General features: G+C 70.8%; 17 protein-coding genes and 1 rRNA gene. 1 reads left to right on the top strand and 17 read right to left on the bottom strand.

What is annotated here, in order from left to right; translation table 11 throughout:
• The 16 genes from JSX79_RS17130 to infC form a co-directional block, all read right to left on the bottom strand.
• A 16S ribosomal RNA gene (locus JSX79_RS17130) occupies positions 1 to 126 on the bottom strand; the annotation flags it as partial.
• A gap of 567 nt (positions 127 to 693) precedes the next feature.
• A complete protein-coding gene (tyrS, locus tag JSX79_RS17125) occupies positions 694 to 2,007 on the bottom strand; it encodes a tyrosine--tRNA ligase (protein WP_071295802.1) in 1,314 nt (437 codons plus the stop codon).
• Between the two features lie 49 nt (positions 2,008 to 2,056).
• Positions 2,057 to 2,752 carry a DNA-3-methyladenine glycosylase gene (locus JSX79_RS17120; RefSeq protein ID WP_229087276.1) on the bottom strand — a complete coding sequence of 232 codons (696 nt, stop codon included), beginning with the start codon at positions 2,750 to 2,752 and terminating at the stop codon, positions 2,057 to 2,059.
• Entirely contained in the window at positions 2,749 to 4,200 is a 1,452-nt protein-coding gene (gene argH, locus JSX79_RS17115; RefSeq protein WP_070417888.1) for an argininosuccinate lyase, read from the bottom strand. Before argH ends, JSX79_RS17120 begins: the two co-directional genes overlap by 4 nt.
• Positions 4,201 to 4,249: 49 nt before the next feature.
• On the bottom strand, positions 4,250 to 5,446 hold the full coding sequence (locus JSX79_RS17110) for an argininosuccinate synthase (RefSeq protein ID WP_229087274.1): 1,197 nt from the start codon (positions 5,444 to 5,446) through the stop codon (positions 4,250 to 4,252).
• Positions 5,447 to 5,461: 15 nt separating this feature from the next.
• Positions 5,462 to 6,463: an ornithine carbamoyltransferase gene (gene argF, locus JSX79_RS17105; RefSeq protein WP_229087270.1), complete on the bottom strand. Its 1,002-nt coding sequence runs from the start codon at positions 6,461 to 6,463 to the stop codon at positions 5,462 to 5,464.
• Positions 6,460 to 7,698 carry an acetylornithine transaminase gene (locus tag JSX79_RS17100; RefSeq protein WP_308061544.1) on the bottom strand — a complete coding sequence of 413 codons (1,239 nt, stop codon included), beginning with the start codon at positions 7,696 to 7,698 and terminating at the stop codon, positions 6,460 to 6,462. Before JSX79_RS17100 ends, argF begins: the two co-directional genes overlap by 4 nt.
• Entirely contained in the window at positions 7,695 to 8,732 is a 1,038-nt protein-coding gene (gene argB / locus JSX79_RS17095) for an acetylglutamate kinase (protein ID WP_070417885.1), read from the bottom strand. Before argB ends, JSX79_RS17100 begins: the two co-directional genes overlap by 4 nt.
• Positions 8,732 to 9,931: a bifunctional glutamate N-acetyltransferase/amino-acid acetyltransferase ArgJ gene (gene argJ / locus JSX79_RS17090; protein WP_229087269.1), complete on the bottom strand. Its 1,200-nt coding sequence runs from the start codon at positions 9,929 to 9,931 to the stop codon at positions 8,732 to 8,734. The genes argB and argJ overlap by 1 nt, the downstream gene beginning before the upstream one ends.
• Positions 9,928 to 11,025, bottom strand: coding sequence for an N-acetyl-gamma-glutamyl-phosphate reductase (locus JSX79_RS17085; RefSeq protein WP_071295808.1), 1,098 nt, complete (start codon positions 11,023 to 11,025; stop codon positions 9,928 to 9,930). The genes argJ and JSX79_RS17085 overlap by 4 nt, the downstream gene beginning before the upstream one ends.
• Before the next feature lie 77 nt (positions 11,026 to 11,102).
• A complete protein-coding gene (pheT, locus tag JSX79_RS17080; RefSeq protein WP_229087266.1) occupies positions 11,103 to 13,595 on the bottom strand; it encodes a phenylalanine--tRNA ligase subunit beta in 2,493 nt (830 codons plus the stop codon).
• Positions 13,595 to 14,635 carry a phenylalanine--tRNA ligase subunit alpha gene (gene pheS / locus JSX79_RS17075; RefSeq protein ID WP_229087264.1) on the bottom strand — a complete coding sequence of 347 codons (1,041 nt, stop codon included), beginning with the start codon at positions 14,633 to 14,635 and terminating at the stop codon, positions 13,595 to 13,597. The genes pheT and pheS overlap by 1 nt, the downstream gene beginning before the upstream one ends.
• Positions 14,636 to 14,705: 70 nt before the next feature.
• Positions 14,706 to 15,551 (bottom strand): RNA methyltransferase, encoded by an 846-nt coding sequence (locus JSX79_RS17070; RefSeq protein ID WP_070417881.1) that lies wholly within the window; start codon positions 15,549 to 15,551, stop codon positions 14,706 to 14,708.
• Between the two features lie 66 nt (positions 15,552 to 15,617).
• The gene (gene rplT / locus JSX79_RS17065) at positions 15,618 to 16,001 is read right to left on the bottom strand and encodes a 50S ribosomal protein L20 (protein ID WP_022908516.1); all 384 of its coding nucleotides are present in this window, start codon (positions 15,999 to 16,001) and stop codon (positions 15,618 to 15,620) included.
• Between the two features lie 28 nt (positions 16,002 to 16,029).
• Positions 16,030 to 16,224, bottom strand: a complete 195-nt coding sequence (rpmI, locus tag JSX79_RS17060) for a 50S ribosomal protein L35 (RefSeq protein ID WP_022903519.1) — start codon at positions 16,222 to 16,224, stop codon at positions 16,030 to 16,032.
• Positions 16,225 to 16,285: 61 nt separating this feature from the next.
• Positions 16,286 to 16,951 (bottom strand): translation initiation factor IF-3, encoded by a 666-nt coding sequence (infC, locus tag JSX79_RS17055; RefSeq protein WP_070417880.1) that lies wholly within the window; start codon positions 16,949 to 16,951, stop codon positions 16,286 to 16,288.
• Between the two features lie 283 nt (positions 16,952 to 17,234).
• On the opposite strand from infC, the gene JSX79_RS17050 reads away from it, so the two are divergent.
• Entirely contained in the window at positions 17,235 to 17,582 is a 348-nt protein-coding gene (locus JSX79_RS17050) for a DUF1844 domain-containing protein (RefSeq protein WP_071295810.1), read from the top strand.
• Positions 17,583 to 17,684: 102 nt separating this feature from the next.
• Here the strand turns inward: JSX79_RS17050 and JSX79_RS17045 are convergent.
• Positions 17,685 to 18,949, bottom strand: a 1,265-nt coding sequence (locus JSX79_RS17045) for a phosphotransferase (protein WP_267484574.1), incomplete at its 5' end; no start/stop codon positions are given.

The following is an 18,949-nucleotide window of genomic DNA, read 5'->3' as shown; positions in this document are numbered from 1 at the left end:
GTTACTCACGTGTTACTCACCCGTTCGCCACTAATCCACCCAGCAAGCTGGGCATCATCGTTCGACTTGCATGTGTTAAGCACGCCGCCAGCGTTCGTCCTGAGCCAGGATCAAACTCTCCGTAAAAAATTACAACCAACACCCGAAGATGTCAGCGAGTTGATTCTGACTGTTGACTGTCTACTGACAATCTTCAATCCAAAAGGAATTGTCTCCGAACCCACCAGCAAACTGATGAGTCACGGGGTCAATAAATTGGCATTGACAATGTGCACGCTGTTGAGTTCTCAAGGACCAGACGCACTCCCCAATCGACCCCGAAAGAGGTTCCGCCAGAGAGGCTTTTGTTCTTGGTTTGACCACCGGTGTGTCGTCGGACCCTGAGGCCCAGTGGCTCATCCCGTAGGAGAGAACCGGTGGAGTAGTCATCCTAGGCGTCGAAGCGATCCAGCGCAAGGCCAGATCTGAACTTCAGTGGAGGATGGTCCCGCTTGAGGGCCGACGTGCTCTGGGCTTTCGCTCCAGCCGCTCCGCCGCACCTTTGGGGTGACGAGTAAGAACTATACGCAGCGTTCAGCGGGTGCGCCAAGACGGGCCACATCCCGGGCGTGTCGCGTTGTGCAACACGTGCGGCCCGGACGCAGCGATGCCCGGCTCCCACCAGGGGAACCGGGCATCGACGAGCGGCGGCGATCAGGAGAGCGTCACGCCGGCCAGGGTCTTCTTGCCACGACGGAGCACGAGCACTCCCCCGGGCAGGGCGAGGTCGGACAGCGGCGCGGTCGGGTCCTCGGCGCGGGTGTTGTTCACGTACACACCACCCTGGTCGATGGCGCGACGGGCTTCGCCGAGGGACTTCACCAACTCGGTGTCGACGAGCGCTCGGGCCACGTCCGCATCACCGGGCAGCGCCACCGACCCCGGGAGCTCCGCGATCGCCGACCGCAGGGTGGTGGCGTCGAGCGCGCCCAGGTCGCCGTTGCCGAACAACGCCGCGGAGGCATCGATCGCCGCCTGCGTCGCCTCGACCCCGTGCACGACCGCCGTCACCTCGAACGCGAGGGTCCGTTGCGCCTCGCGCCGGAACGGTTCGTCGGCCACGGCCTGCTCGAGCCGCTCGATCTCAGCACGGGACAGGAACGTGAACTGGCGGAGCCGGGCGATCACGTCGGCGTCCGTCGTGTTGAGCCAGAACTGGTAGAACGCGTACGGCGAGGTCATGTCCGGGTCGAGCCAGATCGCGTTGCCCTCGCTCTTGCCGAACTTCGTGCCGTCGGAGTTCGTGATGAGGGGCGTCCCCAGCGCGTGCACCGTCGCCCCCTCGGCACGACGGATGAGTTCCGTCCCCGAGGTCAGGTTGCCCCACTGGTCCGAGCCACCCGTCTGCAGGGTGCACCCGTACTGGCGGAAGAGCTCGCGGTAGTCGAGGCCCTGCAGGATCTGGTAGCTGAACTCGGTGTAGCTGATGCCGGAGTCGGAGTTCAGGCGCGCGGCGACGGCGTCCTTCTTGAGCATCGAGTTCACGCGGAAGTACTTGCCGATGTCGCGCAGGAAGTCGATCGCGGACAGCGGTGCCGTCCAGTCGAGGTTGTTCACCAGCCGCACGCCGTTCTCGCCGTCGGGGCTGAGGAACCGCGACACCTGGCCCTGCAACCGCGTGACCCACTCCTGCACGGTCTCGCGGGTGTTGAGCGTCCGTTCGGCTGTCGGCCGCGGATCGCCGATCAACCCGGTGGAACCACCGACCAGTGCGAGCGGCTTGTGCCCGGCGAGCTGGATCCGGCGCATGGTGAGCAGCTGCAGCAGGTTCCCGCAGTGCAGGGACGGCGCCGTCGGGTCGAAACCGCAGTAGTACGTGATCGGCTCGCCGTCGAGGGCCTCCTTGAGTGCCGTCTCGTCGGTGGAGACGTGCACCAGATCACGCCAGCGCAGTTCGTCCCAGACCGAGGCGAAGGTCGGGTCGTTCTGCTGGCGCGTCAGGACATCGTGAGCGGATTCACTGGACACCCAGCCATCGTAGCGGCGCGCGCGGTCCAGGAGGCGCGGCGCGGCTCCGTCAATCGAGGGCGCCCTTGTGCCGCCGGTACGCCGACACCGTCGGGTCACCGGTGAGCCAGAAGCGCCAGGGGAAGCGCGCGCCGCCGGCGATGCCGCCGACGCCGGTGCGCGGCCCTCGGGAGATCCGCGGGACCGGACCGGTCGCCGCCGGACCGGGCACGGTCTCGGACAGGAGTTCCTCGACGACGCGGGTCGGTCCGACGGCGGCGAGCTGCGCCTCCAGGCCGGGAGCCAGCGTCAGCACGTACGGGCCGGAGCCGTCGAGGAGTCTGCTGCCGTCGTCCTCGCCGAGCACCGCACCGAGCGCTCCGCCGAGGTTGCCGGGACCGCGCGCGAGCGCGACGTCCGTGACGGAGCCGCCGCGTCGGGAACGGGCCGCCTCGAGACCCTCCACGACCTGCGCGCCCCGCAGCAGCGATCCCGACGACGTGCCCTCCGGCGCACTGACGACGTTGACGCACGTGTGGATGCCGTAGGAGCGGTAGGCGTAGAGCGTCCCGGGCGGTCCGAACAGGTGGCGGTTGCGCGGCGTCGGACCACGGTGGCCGTGCGAGCCGGGGTCGGTGGGGCCGAAGTAGGCCTCGACCTCGGTGATGCGCAGGGTCACGCCCTTGCCCGCGATCGTCGCACCGAGCAACGCCGGCGCCGAGACCGGCGCCGGTTCGGACAGCAGCGCGAGCGTGGGGTCGGTCATCGGGTGAAGGGCACGCCCTCCGCCAGGTCGTGGACGCGACGGGTGAGCGACGCGAGCTGTTCGGCGACGCGGTCCGGCGCGGTGCCACCGATGCCGGCGCGCGACGCGACGGAACCCTCGATGGTGAGGACGCCGCGGACCTCGGGCGTGAGGTGTTCGGACACCGTCCGGTACTCGTCGTCGGTGGGGTCGTCGAGTTCGATCCCGCGCTCCTCGCAGTACCGGACCAGCGCGCCGGAGACCTCGTGCGCGTCACGGAACGGCACCCCCTGGCGGACGAGCCACTCGGCGACGTCCGTCGCGAGCGAGAATCCCTGCGGCGCGAGCTCGGCCATGCGGTCGGTGTCGAACGAGAGGGTCGCGACCATGCCGGTGAAGGCGGGGAGCAGGACCTCGAGGGTGGCGACCGAGTCGAAGACGGGCTCCTTGTCCTCCTGCAGGTCGCGGTTGTACGCCAGCGGCAGGCCCTTGAGGGTTGCGAGCAGGCCGGTCAGGTTGCCGATGAGCCGGCCGGACTTACCCCGGGCGAGCTCGGCGATGTCCGGGTTCTTCTTCTGGGGCATGATGCTCGACCCCGTGGAGAACGCGTCGTGCAGCCGGACGAAGCCGAACTCCTTCGTGTTCCAGAGGATGATCTCCTCCGCCAGGCGGGAGACGTCGATGCCGATCTGCGCGAGGACGAACGCGAACTCGGCGACCACGTCACGAGCCGCCGTGGCGTCGATCGAGTTGTCCGCGGGGCGGGCGAACCCGAGCTCGTGGGCGATCGCCGAGGGGTCGAGGCCGAGCGAGCTCCCCGCGAGGGCGCCGGCGCCGTACGGGCTCACACTCGCGCGGTCCGCCCAGTCGCGGAGCCGCTCGAGGTCACGGACCAGGGGCCACGCGTGCGCGAGCAGGTGGTGTGCGAGGAGGACCGGCTGCGCGTGCTGCAGGTGCGTGCGACCCGGCATGATCGCGCCGGGGTGCTCGTTGGCCTGCTGGGAGATCGCGTCGACGAGGTCGATGACGAGGTGCCCGATCCGGCGACCGTGGTCGAGCATGTGCATCCGACCCAGCGTCGCGATCTGGTCGTTGCGGCTCCGGCCGGCGCGCAGCTTCCCGCCGAGCTCGGGACCGAGGTCGGCGATGAGGAGTCGTTCGAGGGCGCCGTGCACGTCCTCGTCGCTGTCGGCGGGCTGCAGCGTGCCGTCGGCGTGCGCGGACTCGAGGCGGTCGAGGCCGGCGAGCATCCGCTCGAGCTCGTCGGCCGTCAGGTACCCGGCGGTGTTGAGGGCGCGGGCGTGGGCGCGGGAGCCGGCGATGTCGTAGGGGGCGAGCTGCCAGTCGAAGTGGGTCGATCGGGAGAGGGCGGCGAGTTCGGCGCTCGGGCCGTCCGCGAAGCGGCCACCCCAGAGGGCGCCGGTGTTGGTGGCGTCGGTCTTGGCGGCGGGCTGGTTCGCGTCGGTCATGGTTCTCTCGTCGTCCGGTCGTGGGTTTGGGGGCGGGGTGCCTGGGCGCTCAGTTGGCAAGGTCGCGGCGGGCGGAGATCTTGCTCGGCAACGACCAGATGTCGATGAACCCCTTCGCGTGCGACTGGTCGAAGGCGTCGCCCGTGTCGTAGGTCGCGAGGTCGAAGTCGTAGAGGCTCTGGCTGGAGCGGCGTCCGGTCACGACGGCCCGGCCCGCGTGGAGCCGGAGTCGGACGTCGCCGGAGACGTGCTGCTGGGTGTGGGCGATGAAGGCGTCGAGGCTCCGCTTCAGGCCGCTGAACCACAGCCCGTCGTAGACCAGGTCGGCCCAGTCCGACTCGACCTGCCGCTTGTACCGGTTGACGTCGCGTTCGAGGGTCAGGTTCTCGAGTTCCTCGTGCGCGGCGATCAGGGCGATGGCGGCCGGCGCCTCGTACACCTCGCGCGACTTGATGCCGACGAGGCGGTCCTCGACCACGTCGATCCGACCGACACCGTGCTTGCCGGCGAGTGCGTTCAGCTCCTGCACGACGCGCAGCACGCTGAACCGCTGTCTGTCGATGGCGACCGGGACGCCCTGCTCGAAGGTGATCGTCACCTCGTCCGGAGCGCGCGGGACGGTCGGGTCCTGCGTGTAGGCGTAGAGCTCCTCCGCCGGGGCGTTCCACGGGTCCTCGAGGTGACCGGTCTCGACCGCTCGACCCCACACGTTCTGGTCGATCGACCAGGGCGAGCGTTCCGACTGTTCGACCGGCAGGCCGTGCTGCTGGGCGTAGGCGATCGCTCGGTCGCGGGTGAGCGCGAGGTCCCGCACCGGTGCGACGCTCGTCAGGTCCGGGGCGAGGGCCGCGACCGCCGCCTCGAGGCGGACCTGGTCGTTGCCCTTGCCCGTGCACCCGTGCGCCACGCTGTCGGCACCGAGCTGCTTCGCCGTGAGCGCCAGGTGCTTCGCGATGAGGGGACGGCTCAGCGCGGAGACGAGCGGGTAGCGCTTCTGGTACAGGGCGTTGGCCTGCAGCGCGGGGACGAGGTAGTCGTCGGCGAACTCGTCCTTCGCGTCGATGACGATCGACTCGACGGCGCCGCAGTCGAGCGCGCGCTGCCGGATCGCCGCCATGTCCTCGCCGCCCTGGCCGACGTCGACCGCGAGGGCGACGACGTCCTTGCCGGTGGCGTCACGCAGCCAGCCGATGCCGACGGACGTGTCGAGTCCGCCGGAGTACGCGAGGACGACGCGGTCTGCCACGGTGGTCTCCCTGGGTCAGGCGGTCGCGGGGGCGCCGGTCGTCGCGTGGGCGCCGGTCGCGGCGGGAGCGCCGGTCGCGGTGGGAGCGCCGGTCGCGTTCGCTGCGAGGAGCCACGCGAGCAGCGCCTTCTGGGCGTGGAGACGGTTCTCCGCCTCGTCCCAGATGATGCTCCGCGGACCGTCGATGACCTCGGCCGTGACCTCGAACCCACGGTCGGCGGGCAGGCAGTGCATGAACACGGCGTCGTCGGCGGCGTGCGCCATCATCGCGTCGTCCACGCGGTACCCGTTGAAGGTGTCGAGCCGCGCCTGCTTCTCGTCCTCCTTGCCCATCGACACCCAGGTGTCGGTCACGACGACGTCCGCTCCGGCGACGGCCGCGACCGGGTCGGTCACGACGAGCACGGAACCGCCGGTCACGGCAGCGCGACGCTCGGCGTCCGTGACGACCTCGGCCGCCGGGGAGAACTCGGCCGGTGCCGCGACGCGGACGTGCATGCCCGCGGTGGCCCCGGCGAGCAGGTAGGACTGCGCCATGTTGCTCGCACCGTCGCCGATGAAGGCCACGGTCTGCCCCGCCAGGGTCCCGCGGTGCTCGCGGATGGTCAGCAGGTCAGCGAGCAGCTGGCACGGGTGGAAGTCGTCCGACAGGGCGTTGACGACGGGGACGCTCGTGTTCGCCGCCATCTCCTCGAGCCCGGCCTGGCCGTAGGTGCGCCACACGATCGCCGACACCATGCGCTCGAGGACGCGTGCGGTGTCGGACGGCGTCTCCTTGCCCCCCAGCTGGCTGTTCGCCGTCGAGATGATGAGCGGGCTGCCGCCGAGGTCGGAGATGCCGACGTGGAAGGACACCCGCGTGCGGGTGGACGACTTGTCGAAGATCACGGCGACGCTCTGCGGTCCGGCGAGGGGCTTGGCACCCCACCGGTCGGCCTTCATCTGCTCGGCGAGGTCGAGGATCGCGGACTGCTCCGCCTGGCTGAGGTCGTCGTCGCGGAGGAAGTGACGGGTCATGCGGAGGTCTCCTGGGTGGTGGTGCCCTGCTCGGCGGCGACTGCGACCAGGCTCTCGCTGAGGATCGACACGAACTCGTCGATCTCGGCGTCGGACACGACGAGCGGCGGCGCGATGCGCAGGCTCGACTCGTTCGGGGCGTTGATGATCAGGCCGCGCTCGAGCGCGGCGGCGTTGACGGCGGCGGCGACCGGGCCGGTCAGACCGACCCCGATGAGGAGGCCGGTGCCACGGACCTCTTCGACGAGGGGCGAGCCGATGCTCGCGATGCCCGCACGGATCCGCTCCCCCTTCGTCACCGCACCGGACACGAGGTCCGCGCGCTCGATCTCGGCGAGGACGGCGTTCGCCACCCGGGTGCCGAGGGGGTTGCCACCGAACGTCGAGCCGTGCTGGCCGGCCGAGAACAGTTCGGACGCCCAGCCGAAGGTGACGAGGGCACCGATCGGGAACCCGCCCGCGATGCCCTTCGCGATCGTGATGGCGTCCGGCTCGAAACCGTGGCCCTGGTAGGTGAACCAGTTGCCGGTCCGGCCGACGCCCGTCTGGATCTCGTCGAGGATCAGCAGCGCGCCGTGTTCCGCGGTCAGGCGGCGAGCGGCGAGCAGGAACCCCTCGGGCAGGTCGACCACGCCGGCCTCGCCCTTGATCGGTTCGACGATGAGCGCGGCGACGGTGTCGTCGATCGACTCCTCGAGCGCGGCGACCGTGGAGTCGATGTGCTCGACCCCGGGGACCATCGGCAGGAAGTCCTCTTGCAGGGCGGGCTTGCCGGTGAGCGCCAGCGCGCCCATCGTGCGGCCGTGGAAGCCCTGCTTCAGTGCGAGGATGCGGGTCTTCTGCCCGTCGGCGCCCTTGTTCAGCCGTGCGAGCTTGAACGCGGCCTCGTTGGCCTCGGCACCGGAGTTGCCGAAGTACACACGGCCGGCCTCACCTGCGCCCGTGATGCGCTTGAGCCGCTCGGCGAGCTCGAGCTGCGGCGGGGTCGCGAAGTAGTTCGAGACGTGCACGAGCTTGGCGGCCTGGTCGCTGATCGCCTCGACCAGCGCGGGGTGCGCGTGGCCGAGCGAGTTGACGGCGATGCCGGCGAGGAAGTCGAGGTACTCGTTGCCGTCGACGTCCCAGACGCGACAGCCCTCGCCGCGCTCGAGCATGATCTTCGGCGGGGTCAGGGATCGCATGAGCGACGCCCCGAACCGGTCGTTCCAGGTCTCGGTCTGCGTCTCGGTGCTCACTGCGGCTGTCCCTTCTCGGTCGTGCTGGCCACGTGTTGGCCGGTGGTGCTGCTCGTCGACGGTGCTGCGACGCGTCGGCCGATCTCGGCGTGGGTCATCTGGTTCTCGGTGCGTCGGCTCGGGTCCGGGATCACCTCGGTGCCCGCGCCGCGCAGGGTGAACACCTCGAGCAGGATCGAGTGCGGGATCCGCCCGTCGATGATCGTCGCGCCGCCGACCCCGCCGACCACGGCGTCGAGGCACGCGGTCATCTTCGGGATCATGCCCGACTCGAGCGACGGCAGGAGCGCGCGGAGTTCCTCGACCGCGATGAGGTCGACGATCGAGTCGCGGTCCGGCCAGTTGCGGTACAGGCCGGGGACATCGGTGAGCATCATGAGCTTCGACGCCTTGAGGGCGATCGCGAGTGCGCCCGCCGCGGCGTCGGCGTTCACGTTGAGCGCCTGGTCCGGGTGGGCGTCGTCGATGGCGATGCTCGACACCACGGGGATGCGGCCGGCCTCGATCGCGGCGAGCACACCGGAGGGGTCGACGTGCGTGATGTCGCCGACGTGCCCGAGGTCGAAGTGCTCGCCGTCGACGACGACGCCCTTCTTCTCGCCGGTGAACAGCGAGCCGCCGTCGCCGAAGACGCCGACGGCCAGGCCCTCGCCGTGCTCGTTCATCAGGTCGACGATCTCGCGGTTGACCTCGCCGGCGAGCACGTCGCGGACGACCGTGATCGCCTCGGTCGTGGTGACGCGGTAGCCGCCACGGAACTCGGACGCGATGCCCTGTTCCTTCAGCGCCGCCGAGATCTGCGGGCCGCCGCCGTGCACGACCACCGGGTGGAGGCCGGCGTACCGGAGGTAGACCATGTCCTCGGCGAACGCGCGCTTGAGGTCCTCGTTCACCATGGCGTTGCCGCCGAACTTGACGACGACGATCTTGCCCGAGAACCGCTTCAGCCACGGCAGGGACTCGATGAGGGTCGCGGCCTTGACGGTCGCGAGCTCGTGCTCTTCTTCCTTCGAGAGGATGCTGTCGTCGGCCATCAGCTGGAGTACGCGCTGTTCTCGTGGACGTAGTCGTGCGTGAGGTCGTTCGTCAGGATCGTCGCCGAGAACGGTCCGACGCCGAGGTCGATGAGGACGTCGGTGTCGCGCGGCGTCAGGTCGACGCGGTCGCTCGGCTCGTCCGGGGCGCCGGCGTGGCAGACACGGACCCCGTTCATCGAGACGTCGACGGCGTACGGGTCGAACTCGGCGTCGGTGGTGCCGATCGCCGCGAGCACCCGGCCCCAGTTCGGGTCGTTGCCGAACACCGCGGCCTTGAACAGGTTGTTCCGGGCGACGCTCCGGCCGACCGTGACGGCGTCGTCCTCGGTCGCGGCGTTCACGACGTGGATCGCGATGTCGTGGCTCGCGCCCTCGGCGTCCTGCTGCAGCTGCCGTGCGAGGTCGGCGCAGACCGCGGTCAAGGCTTCTTGGAAGTCGCCGACCTCGGGCGTGACGCCGCTCGCGCCGGAGGACAGCAGCACCACGGTGTCGTTCGTCGACATGCAGCCGTCCGAGTCGACCCGGTCGAAGGTGACGCGGGTGGCGGCCCGGAGCGCCTGGTCGAGCTCGTCCGAGCCGACGACGGCGTCCGTGGTGATCACGACGAGCATCGTCGCGAGCCCGGGTGCGAGCATGCCCGCGCCCTTGGCCATGCCGCCGACGGTCCAGCCGTCCTCGGTGACGACCGACTGCTTCGGCTTCGTGTCGGTGGTCATGATGGCGGTCGCGGCGTCCGGACCACCGTCGGCCGACAGTGCCGCACTCGCGAGGTCGACGCCCCTGAGGACGTTGTCGCGGAACGTCTGGTCGCCGACCCCGATGAGGCCGGTCGAGCAGACGACGACGTCGCCGGCGCCGATGGCGAGCGCCGCGCCCACGGCTTCGGCGGTCATGTGGGTGGTCTGGAAGCCGAACGGACCGGTGAAGCAGTTCGCGCCGCCGGAGTTCAGGACGACCGCTCGGGCGGTGCCGTCACCGACCGCCTGGCGCGACCAGATCACGGGGTGCGCCTGGGCACGGTTGCTGGTGAAGACCGCGGCCACTGCGGCGTCCGGCCCGTCGTTGACGACGAGGGCCACGTCGGGCTTGCCGCTCGACTTGAGACCGGCGGTCACGCCCGCCGCGCGGAAGCCCGCTGCCGCGGTGACGCCCTGGAGGCCCGGGTCGGTGTGGGTGGGCTGGCTTGCGTCGGTCACGGTGCGACTCCGTCCACGCTGAGGCCGAGGGTCTCCGGGAAGCCCAGGGCGATGTTCGTCGACTGGACCGCAGCACCGGCGGTGCCCTTGGCCAGGTTGTCGAGGGCGCTCACCGCGACGACGCGACCGGCGGCCTCGTCGACCGCGAGCCCGATCAGTGCGGTGTTCGCGCCGATGGTGTCGGCGACCCGGGGGAACTCGCCCTCGGGCAGGAGGTGCACGAAGGGTTCGTCGGCGTAGGCCTGCTCCCAGGCGAGCCGGACGTCACGGGCGCTCACACCGGGCGCGAGCTTCGCGGTCGTCGTCGCCAGGATGCCGCGGGACATGGGGACGAGGACCGGGGTGAACGAGATCGTCACGTCGGACGCGCCGGCGACCACGAGGTTCTGCTGGATCTCCGGGATGTGGCGGTGCTTCCCGCCGACCGCGTACGCGCTCGCGGAGCCCATGATCTCGGACGCCAGGTAGGTGTTCGCGAGCTTCTTGCCGGCACCGCTCGGGCCGACGCTCAGCACGGCCACGAGGTCGTCCGACTCGATCAGCCCGGCCTGGATGCCCGGCTGGATGCCGAGCGTGACCGCGGTCACGTTGCACCCGGGGACGGCGATCCGCTTCGTCCCCACGAGCGCCGCCCGTTGCCGGCTCTGCGTCTGGATGTCGTCCACGTCACGCCACTCGTCCGCCGACCCGGGCGTCGGCGCCGCGTGCAGCAGCTCCGGCAGCCCGTAGGTCCACGCGCCGTGGTAGTCGCCGCCGTAGAACGCTTCCCACGCCGCCGGGTCGGTCAGCCGGTGGTCCGCGCCGCAGTCCACGACGAGGGCGTCGTCGCCGAGCTCCGCGGTGATCGCCCCGGACTGGCCGTGCGGCAGCGCGAGGAACACGACGTCGTGTCCGCGCAGGTTGTCCGCCGTCGTCGGCTCGAGGGTCAGGTGCGACAGCGAGCGGAGGTGCGGCTGCGTCGCGATGAGCGGCTGTCCGGCGTTCGAGAACGCCGTCACCGTCCTGACGTCGAACTCGGGATGGGCGGAGAGCACGCGCAGGAGCTCACCGCCCGCGTAGCCGGAGGCTCCCGCCACGGCGACGGATACGGACATGGGATTCCACCTTTGGTCGGACTGGTCGTCGAGAGAGTCGGAGGCGGCGGCCCCGGGCGGTGCTGGTCCCGATGGGATCAGTCGCGCAGGGTCGCCCCGAATCGCTCGCCGGCACGTCGGACGGCGCCGTCACGGGCCTCAGTGGCCTCGGCAGCGGTCAGCGTGCGGTCCGTGGCACGGAAGCGCAGCGCGAACGTCAGGGACTTCTGTCCCTCGTCCACGCCGGAGCCCCGGTAGTCATCCACGAGGCGAGCATACTCCAACAGCTCTCCGGCACCAGAGCGCACCGCATCCAGTACGTCACCCGCCGGTACGTCGGCACCCACCACGAGGGACAGGTCCTGCGTCGCCGCCGGGTAGGACACGATCGGTGCCACCGACACCAGCTCGGGTGCCGCCCGGACCATGGCGTCGAGGTCGAGTTCGACGACCGCGACGACGCGCGGCAGGACCGCTGCCTCGGTCAGCTCGGGCAGGAGTTCACCCGCGACGCCGACGACGGTTCCGTCCACGAGGAGCGATGCCGCACGGCCCGGGTGCAGGGACGGGTGCGTCGTCTGCGCCACCGTGAGCTCGACCCCGACCGCCCACGCGACGGCGCGCGCGACGTCGAGTGCGTCCGCGATGCCGTACGGCTCCGGCTGCACGCCGGGCTGCTTCACGACCCGGTTGCCGGTGAGCAGCGCGGACACGTGGAACGGCTGCGGCGGCAGGGACGCGTCGAGCGCGGTGAGGGTGTCGCGGTCCGGGAGCACGGCACCGGCCGGGACCGTGTCGGTGCCGAGCGTCTCGCCCGCGACCGGCAGGAACACCCGCGAGGTCTCGTAGAGCGCGACGTCGACGAGGCCGCGCGACACGTTGCGGCGGGCGGCGTCGACGAGTGCCGGCACCCCACTGCGACGGAGGAGGCTCTGCTCGCTGTCGAGGGCGTTCGCGAGGACCACGCTCGGCCCGCCGGCACCGTCGATGCCCGGATAGGCGTCCTGCGTCGCCTGCGACACGAAGGGTGCGGTGACGACCTCGACCAGGCCGTCGGCGGCGAGTGCAGCGGCGACGCGACGACGCGCCTGCTGGTGACCGGTCAGCCCACGGCCGGGCGGCGCGACGGGAAGGACGCTCGGGATGCGGTCGTAGCCGACGATGCGCGCGACCTCTTCGACGAGGGTGGTGTCGTCGGTGAGGTCGGGGCGCCAGGTCGGCGGCACGACGGCGAGGGTGTCCCCGTCGACGTCGACCGACGCACCGATCGCGCGCAGGGTGTCGATGACCTCGGCGTCGGTGTAGTCGACTCCGACGAGCTCGGCCGGACGGGCGATGCGCATCGTGACCGTCCGACGGGGCTCGGTGTCGACGAGTGTCGAGCCGAGGGTGTCCGCGGTGCCGCCCGCGAGCTCGACGAGGAGCTCGACCGCACGGTTCGCAGCAGCCTCGGCCACGAGCGGGTCGACGCCGCGCTCGAAGCGTCGGGACGCCTCGCTCGGGAGCTTGTGCCGACGCGCGGTCCGGGCGATGGAGGTCTGGTCGAAACCGGCCGCCTCGATCAGGACGTCGGTGGTCGCCTCGGAGATCTCGGTCCGGGCACCGCCCATCACGCCGGCGAGGCCGACGGGACCGGAGTCGTCGGTGATGACGAGGTCTTCCGGGTCGAGCGTCCGTTCGACGTGGTCGAGGGTCGTCAGGGTCTCGCCGGCAGCAGCACGACGGACACCGAGCCCGCCCTGCAGCGTCCGGAGGTCGTACCCGTGCAGCGGCTGACCGAGCTCGAACATGACGTAGTTCGTGATGTCGACGGGCAGCGAGATCGACCGGACACCGGCGAGGGCGAGGCGCGAGACCATCCACGCCGGGGTCTTCGCGGTCGGGTCGATGCCACGGACGACACGGGTGACGAACGTGTGCGCGCCGACCCGGCCACGCACCGGGGCCCGGTCGTCGATCACGACCGGGAAGCCTTCGGCGCTGCGGGGGGTGACCCGCTCGACCGGGTCGTGGAAGGTCGCGCCGGTGGCGTGGGCGTACTCGCGAGCGACGCCGCGCATGCTCAGCACGTACCCGCGGTCCGGGGTCACGTTGATCTCCACCGCGGCGTCGTCGAGACCGAGGAGCGCGATGGCGTCCGCGCCGACCTCGGGCTCCATGCCGAGGTCCGCGAAGCGGAGGATGCCGTCGTGCTCGTCGCCGAGACCGAGCTCGCGTGCCGAGGCGATCATGCCGTCGGACACGTGCCCGTAGGTCTTGCGTGCGGCGATCGGGAACGGCCCGGGCAGGACGGCGCCGGGGAGCGTGACGACGACGAGGTCGCCGACGTCGAAGTTGTGCGCGCCGCAGACGATGCCGCGGGGCTCGGGCTCGCCGACGTCCACCTGGCACCAGTTGATCGTCTTGCCGTTCTTCTGCGGCTCGGGTTCGCGCTCGAGCACGCGGCCGACGACGATCGGGCCCGTGAGGTCGTAGGTGTGGACGTCCTCTTCCTCGAAGCCCACCGACACGAGCGCCGCGTGGACGTGCTCGAGGGTGACGTCGTCGGGGAGGTCGACGGACTCGCCGAGCCAACGGAGTGGGACGCGCATCAGACCACCGTTCCGAACTGCTGCGAGAAGCGGATGTCGCCCTCGAGGAAGTCACGCATGTCGTTCAGGCCGTTGCGGAACTGCAGCGTCCGCTCGATACCCATGCCGAACGCGAAGCCCTGGTACTCGGCCGGGTCGATGCCGGCGGCGCGCAGGACGTTCGGGTTGACCATGCCGCATCCGCCCCACTCGACCCACCGAGCGCCGCCCTTGGCGTTCGGCTGCCAGACGTCCATCTCGGCACTGGGTTCGGTGAACGGGAAGTAGTTCGGGCGGAGACGGATCTGCGCCTCGGCCCCGAACATCTGGCGCGCGAAGTGCTCGAGCGTGCCGCGCAGGTGCGCCATCGTCAGGCCCTTGTCGATCGCGATGCCCTCGACCTGGGTGAAGACCGGCAGGTGCGTGGCGTCGAGCTCGTCGGCGCGGTACACCCGGCCCGGCGCGATGACGTAGAGCGGCAGGTCGCGCGAGAGCAGCGACCGCACCTGCACCGGGGAGGTGTGCGTGCGCATGACGAGGTGGCGCTCGACCGGCTCGACGAAGATCGTGTCGGCCATCGCCCGGGCCGGGTGGTCCGGGTCGAAGTTCAGCGCGTCGAAGTTGAACCACTCGTGCTCGAGCTCGGGGCCTTCCGCGACTTCCCACCCCATGGCGACGAAGATGTCGGCCACGGTCTCGTTGAGGAGCGACAGCGGGTGCCGCGAGCCGGGCGCGCGGCGGACCGGGAGCGCGGTGACGTCGACGCGCTCGGCGTCGAGGCGTGCACGTTCCTCGGCTTCGGCGAGCACGGACTCCTGCTCGGCGATCGCCGCGTTCACCTGCCCACGGGCCTGTCCGACGAGCTTGCCCGCGGCCGCCTTCTGCTCCTTCGGCACGCTGCGCATCGACGCGTTCATCCGCGCCAGCGCGGACTGTTCGCCGGTGTGCTCGGCCCTGGCCTGCTTCAGCTCGGCGACGGTCGTCGTGGCGCGGACCGCCGCAAGGGCCCGGTCCACGGCGTCGGCGACGGCCGATTCGCTGATCTCGAGAGGTTCTGACACGAGACCCAAGCCTACCGGCCCGTGGGATACCGCCGTCCGGTACCGGACGGTCTGGGGAGGAGTCGCCCGATCAGTCGCCTGTGGAGGGACGAGCCGTGCGCTGCGCGAACGCCGACTCGTACAGGCAGACGGACGCCGCGGTCGCGAGGTTCATCGACTCCGCCTTGCCGTAGATCGGCACCTTCACGGCGCGGTCGACGAGGGCGAGGTCCTCGGTGGTGAGACCACGTGCCTCGTTGCCGAACACCCACGCGGTCGGACCGTCGAGCATGCCGTCGGCGCGGACCTCGGGCAGGTCGTCGCCCGAGACGTCGGCGGCCAGGATCGTGTACCCGAGGCCCCGGGCACGGGACACCGCGTCGGCGAGCGTCACGCCGACCGACACCGGCACGTGGAAGAGCGAGCCCGTGGTCGACCGCACGACCTTCGGGTTGTACGGGTCGACGCTGCGCCCGGTGAGGACCACCGCGTCGGCGCCGGCGGCGTCGGCCGCACGGATGATGGTGCCGGCGTTGCCCGGATCACGCACCTCTTCGAGGATCGCGACGATCCCCGGCAGGCCGCCACGCGCCTCCTGGGCGGCACCGGCGTCGGGGAAGACGTCCTTCACCGACGTCGGGAACTGCTGGCACACCGCGACGACGCCCTGCGGCGTCACCGTGTCCGCCATCGCGTCGAGGACCTGTTCGGTCACGAACCACGTGTCGACCGGCGCGTCGTCGAGACCGTAGCGCGCGGCCGCGGTCGGGGTCACGTAGAGCTCGCGGAGGAGCTCCGGCCGGTACTCGATCGCCTCACGCACCGCCTGCGGCCCTTCGAGCAGGAACAGGCCCGTGTCGGCGCGCACGTCCTTCTTCGACAGCGCTGCGACGGCACGGACGCGGCCGGCCTTGGGGTTCTCGAGGAGATCGCTCACGGGACAAGTCTAGGAACGACGAAACCCCCGCCGGACCGGCGGGGGTTTCGCGACCAGAAGAACTGACTACGCAGCCTTCGGGGCCGAGGTGTCGGCCGGGAGCGCCTTCTTGGCGGTCTCGACGAGCGCCGCGAACGTCTCGGGGTTGTTCACCGCGAGGTCCGCGAGGATGCGACGGTCGACCTCGACGCCGGCAAGGCCGAGGCCCTGGATGAGGCGGTTGTAGGTCAGGCCGTTCGCACGCGACGCGGCGTTGATGCGCTGGATCCAGAGGCGACGGAACTCGCCCTTCTTCGCGTGACGGTCGCGGTACGCGTAGACGAGGGAGTGGGTGACCTGCTCCTTGGCCTTGCGGTACAGACGCGAACGCTGACCGCGGTAGCCCTCGGCGCGCTCGAGGATGACGCGGCGCTTCTTGGCGGCGTTGACCGCTCTCTTTACTCGTGCCATTGATCTATTCCTTTACGTTCTGCGGGGCTCAGTGGCCGAGGAGCTTCTTGACGTTCTTCGCGTCAGCCTTGGCGAGGACCTGGTCCTCGTTGAGGCGGGCCTTGCGCTTGGCGCTCTTGACCTCGAGGTTGTGACGCATACCGGCCTGCTGCTTCATGATCTTGCCGCTGCCGGTGACCTTGAAGCGCTTCTTCGACCCGGAGTGGGTCTTCTGCTTGGGCATGGTGGTGCCTTTCCGTGGGATGGATGGGGAGCCGCGTCGTTGCGGGATCGGTCGGTGGGACCTATTCGGCGGGAGCTTCGGCCTGCGCGGGCTCGGGAGCCACGTCGGTGGTCTCGTCCTTGCCCTTCGCAGCGTGCTCCGACGCACGACGCTCGGCCTTCTGAGCAGCGCGCTTGGCGTTCTGCTCGCCCTTGACGTCGGACTTGTTCTTGAGCGGGGCGATGATCATCGTCATGTTGCGGCCGTCCTGGGTCGGACGCGACTCGACGACACCGAACTCGGCGATCTCCTCGGCGAACTTCTGGAGGAGACGGACACCCTGCTCCGGACGCGACTGCTCGCGACCACGGAAGAGGATCATCGCCTTCACCTTGTCGCCACCGAGGAGGAAGCCCTCGGCGCGCTTGCGCTTCGTCTCGTAGTCGTGCACGTCGATCTTCAGGCGGAAACGGACTTCCTTGAGGTCCGTGTTCACCTGGTTGCGACGCGCTTCCTTGGCCTTCTGAGCGGCCTCGTACTTGAACTTGCCGTAGTCCATGATCTTCGCCACGGGCGGCTTCGAGTTCGGCGCGACCTCGACCAGATCCAGCTCGGCTTCCTGCGCGAGGCGCAGTGCGACGGCGATGGGGACAACGCCGACCTGCTCGCCCTGGGGGCCGACGAGTCGGACCTCGGGGACGCGGATTCGGTCGTTGGTACGGGGATCGGGAATGCGGAGCTCCTTCAATCAGGTGGTGGCCGTCCGGGGCGTTTGCCCTGGACGACGGCACGAGAGAGGAGATCTGACGCACGGATCGTGACCCGTTCGGCAGCCGCCCGACGCCGACCCCTGCGGGACGGCCGACCGACGCGGACGCCGGTGGAGCGGTGTGGACCCGGTAGCCTGTGGTGCGCGGCCGCGGGTGGGAGAGACTCCTCTTTCGTGACACTGCGAGAGTGATCGGCCTCGTTCGCACGAGTCCGGGCACACTGACAGCATCTGCCGCGGACGAGTCTAGCAGAGGAGCACCGTGACCGACACCCCTTCCCCCGAGCCCGACGAGGCCGCCCGCGACATCTCGGAGGTGCCGGCCGTCGAACTCATCAACACCGTGGCGGTGCACCTCCTCAGCGCGGCCGCCGTCAAGGTGGGTCTCGCGGACGACCCCGAGCAGCAGACGGACCTCGACGAGGCGCGCAAGCTCATCACGGCGCTCGCGGGGCTCGTCACCGCCGCGGCGACGGAGATCGGGGACCACCACGCCCGCCCGCTGCGCGACGGGCTCCGTTCGGTGCAGCTCGCGTTCCGCGAGGCGTCGAGCATCCAGGACGCGCCGGGCGCCGGACCGGGTGAGAAGTACACCGGACCCGTCAACTGACGGGCGTCACCCGATGACGGACGGGAGGCGCGGTACCGGCTGGCACCGCGCCTCCCGTCCGTCATCCGGTCCGGTCCAGGGCCGCAGCCCTCGGTCCGTCGGTCAGGCCGCGCTGCGCGCGACCAGGCGCGTGACCGCGGCGAGCGGGATCCCGACCCAGTCGGGACGGTTCCGGGTCTCGTAGACGACCTCGTAGACGGCCTTGTCGAGTTCGAACGCGTCGAGCAGCTCCCGGTGGGCACGCAGGTCCGATCCCGTCCCCTGCTGGTAGCCGTCGAGGAACGCCGACCGGGCCTCCTGCGCCCACTCCCCCGCGTCGACGGGCTCGGCGTCCTGGGCGAGCGAACCCTGGACGTAGTCGAACGAGCGCAGCATGCCGGCGACGTCCCGGAGCGTGACGTCCGGCAGGGAGCGCTCGGTGAGCGGGCGGAGCGGCTCGCCCTCGAAGTCGAGGAAGACCCAGCCGCGGGGTTCCGGAGCGGCGAGCACCTGCCCGAGGTGCAGGTCGCCGTGGATGCGCTGCAGGTCGGGCCAGTCGGCATCGGCGGCGCGGGCGTAGACCGCACGGACGGCGTCGACGTGCGGGGCGATCGCCGGGGCCTCGCGTGCCGCGGCGTCGAGCCGGCCGTGCATCGTCGCGATCGCGGCGGCACGGCGGTCGTCGTCGGCGGGCTCGGTCGGCAGGGCCTCGGCGAGGGTGCGGTGCACCTCGGCGAGCGCGAGCCCGAGCCGCTCGGCGTCGGATGCGAACGGGATGCCCTCGCGGGCGTCGCCGAGCGCCACGCGCCAGGCGTCCTGCAGCCCCGGCAGGAACTCCTGGGCGAAGGCGAGGTGCCCGGTCGCGGTGCCGTCGGAGCGCCCCGGGTCCGGCCAGCTCCCGCGGAGCGCGCCGTAGACGCGCGGCACCCGGGCGCTGCCCGCGGCCGAGAGGGCGAGCTGCGTGGTGACGTCCGGGTTGTCGCCGTGGTGCAGCACGCGGAAGACCTTCACGATGACCTCGGCGCCGGTGTCGGTCTCGCAGATCACCGAGGTGTTCGACTGTTCGCCGCTGAGCACCCGGGACCGCCGGACGGTGCCGATCGGGACGAGGCTCTCGTCGTCGGCGTCGATGCGTGCGGCGAGGGACCGGATCCAGTCCGGATCGGCGGTCGCGTCGTGCACGGTCCCGGTCGCGTCGGGGCTGACCGGCGCCTGGTAGAGGACGGGGCCGGTCGGGGCGTCGTCGAGGACGAGGCGGGTACCGGCGGGCTGCGCGAGGGTGCGGAGCCGCGGGGTGGTGCCCTTCGCCGTGTACCAGCGCTGGTGGGCGATCCAGCCCTCGAGGGTGCGGTCGGTGGGCTCGCCGGGGGCGGGGACGGGTGCCTCGT

The organism is Curtobacterium sp. GD1 (assembly GCF_020882855.1).
Classification (GTDB): Bacteria; Actinomycetota; Actinomycetes; order Actinomycetales; family Microbacteriaceae; genus Curtobacterium.
The sequence above is the reverse complement of the archived record's forward strand: the minus strand, read 5'-3'. Positions and strand labels throughout refer to the sequence as shown.

What these genes read in the sequence shown, in the direction of transcription:
- JSX79_RS17120 (WP_229087276.1), bottom strand. Translation starts at nt 2,752, where the DNA reads ATGACCGACCCCACGCTCGCGCTGCTGTCCGAACCGGCGCCGGTCTCG.
- argH (WP_070417888.1), bottom strand. Translation starts at nt 4,200, where the DNA reads ATGACCGACGCGAACCAGCCCGCCGCCAAGACCGACGCCACCAACACC.
- argF (WP_229087270.1), bottom strand. Translation starts at nt 6,463, where the DNA reads ATGACCCGTCACTTCCTCCGCGACGACGACCTCAGCCAGGCGGAGCAG.
- argB (WP_070417885.1), bottom strand. Translation starts at nt 8,732, where the DNA reads ATGGCCGACGACAGCATCCTCTCGAAGGAAGAAGAGCACGAGCTCGCG.
- JSX79_RS17085 (WP_071295808.1), bottom strand. Translation starts at nt 11,025, where the DNA reads ATGTCCGTATCCGTCGCCGTGGCGGGAGCCTCCGGCTACGCGGGCGGT.
- pheT (WP_229087266.1), bottom strand. Translation starts at nt 13,595, where the DNA reads ATGCGCGTCCCACTCCGTTGGCTCGGCGAGTCCGTCGACCTCCCCGAC.
- rplT (WP_022908516.1), bottom strand. Translation starts at nt 16,001, where the DNA reads ATGGCACGAGTAAAGAGAGCGGTCAACGCCGCCAAGAAGCGCCGCGTC.
- rpmI (WP_022903519.1), bottom strand. Translation starts at nt 16,224, where the DNA reads ATGCCCAAGCAGAAGACCCACTCCGGGTCGAAGAAGCGCTTCAAGGTC.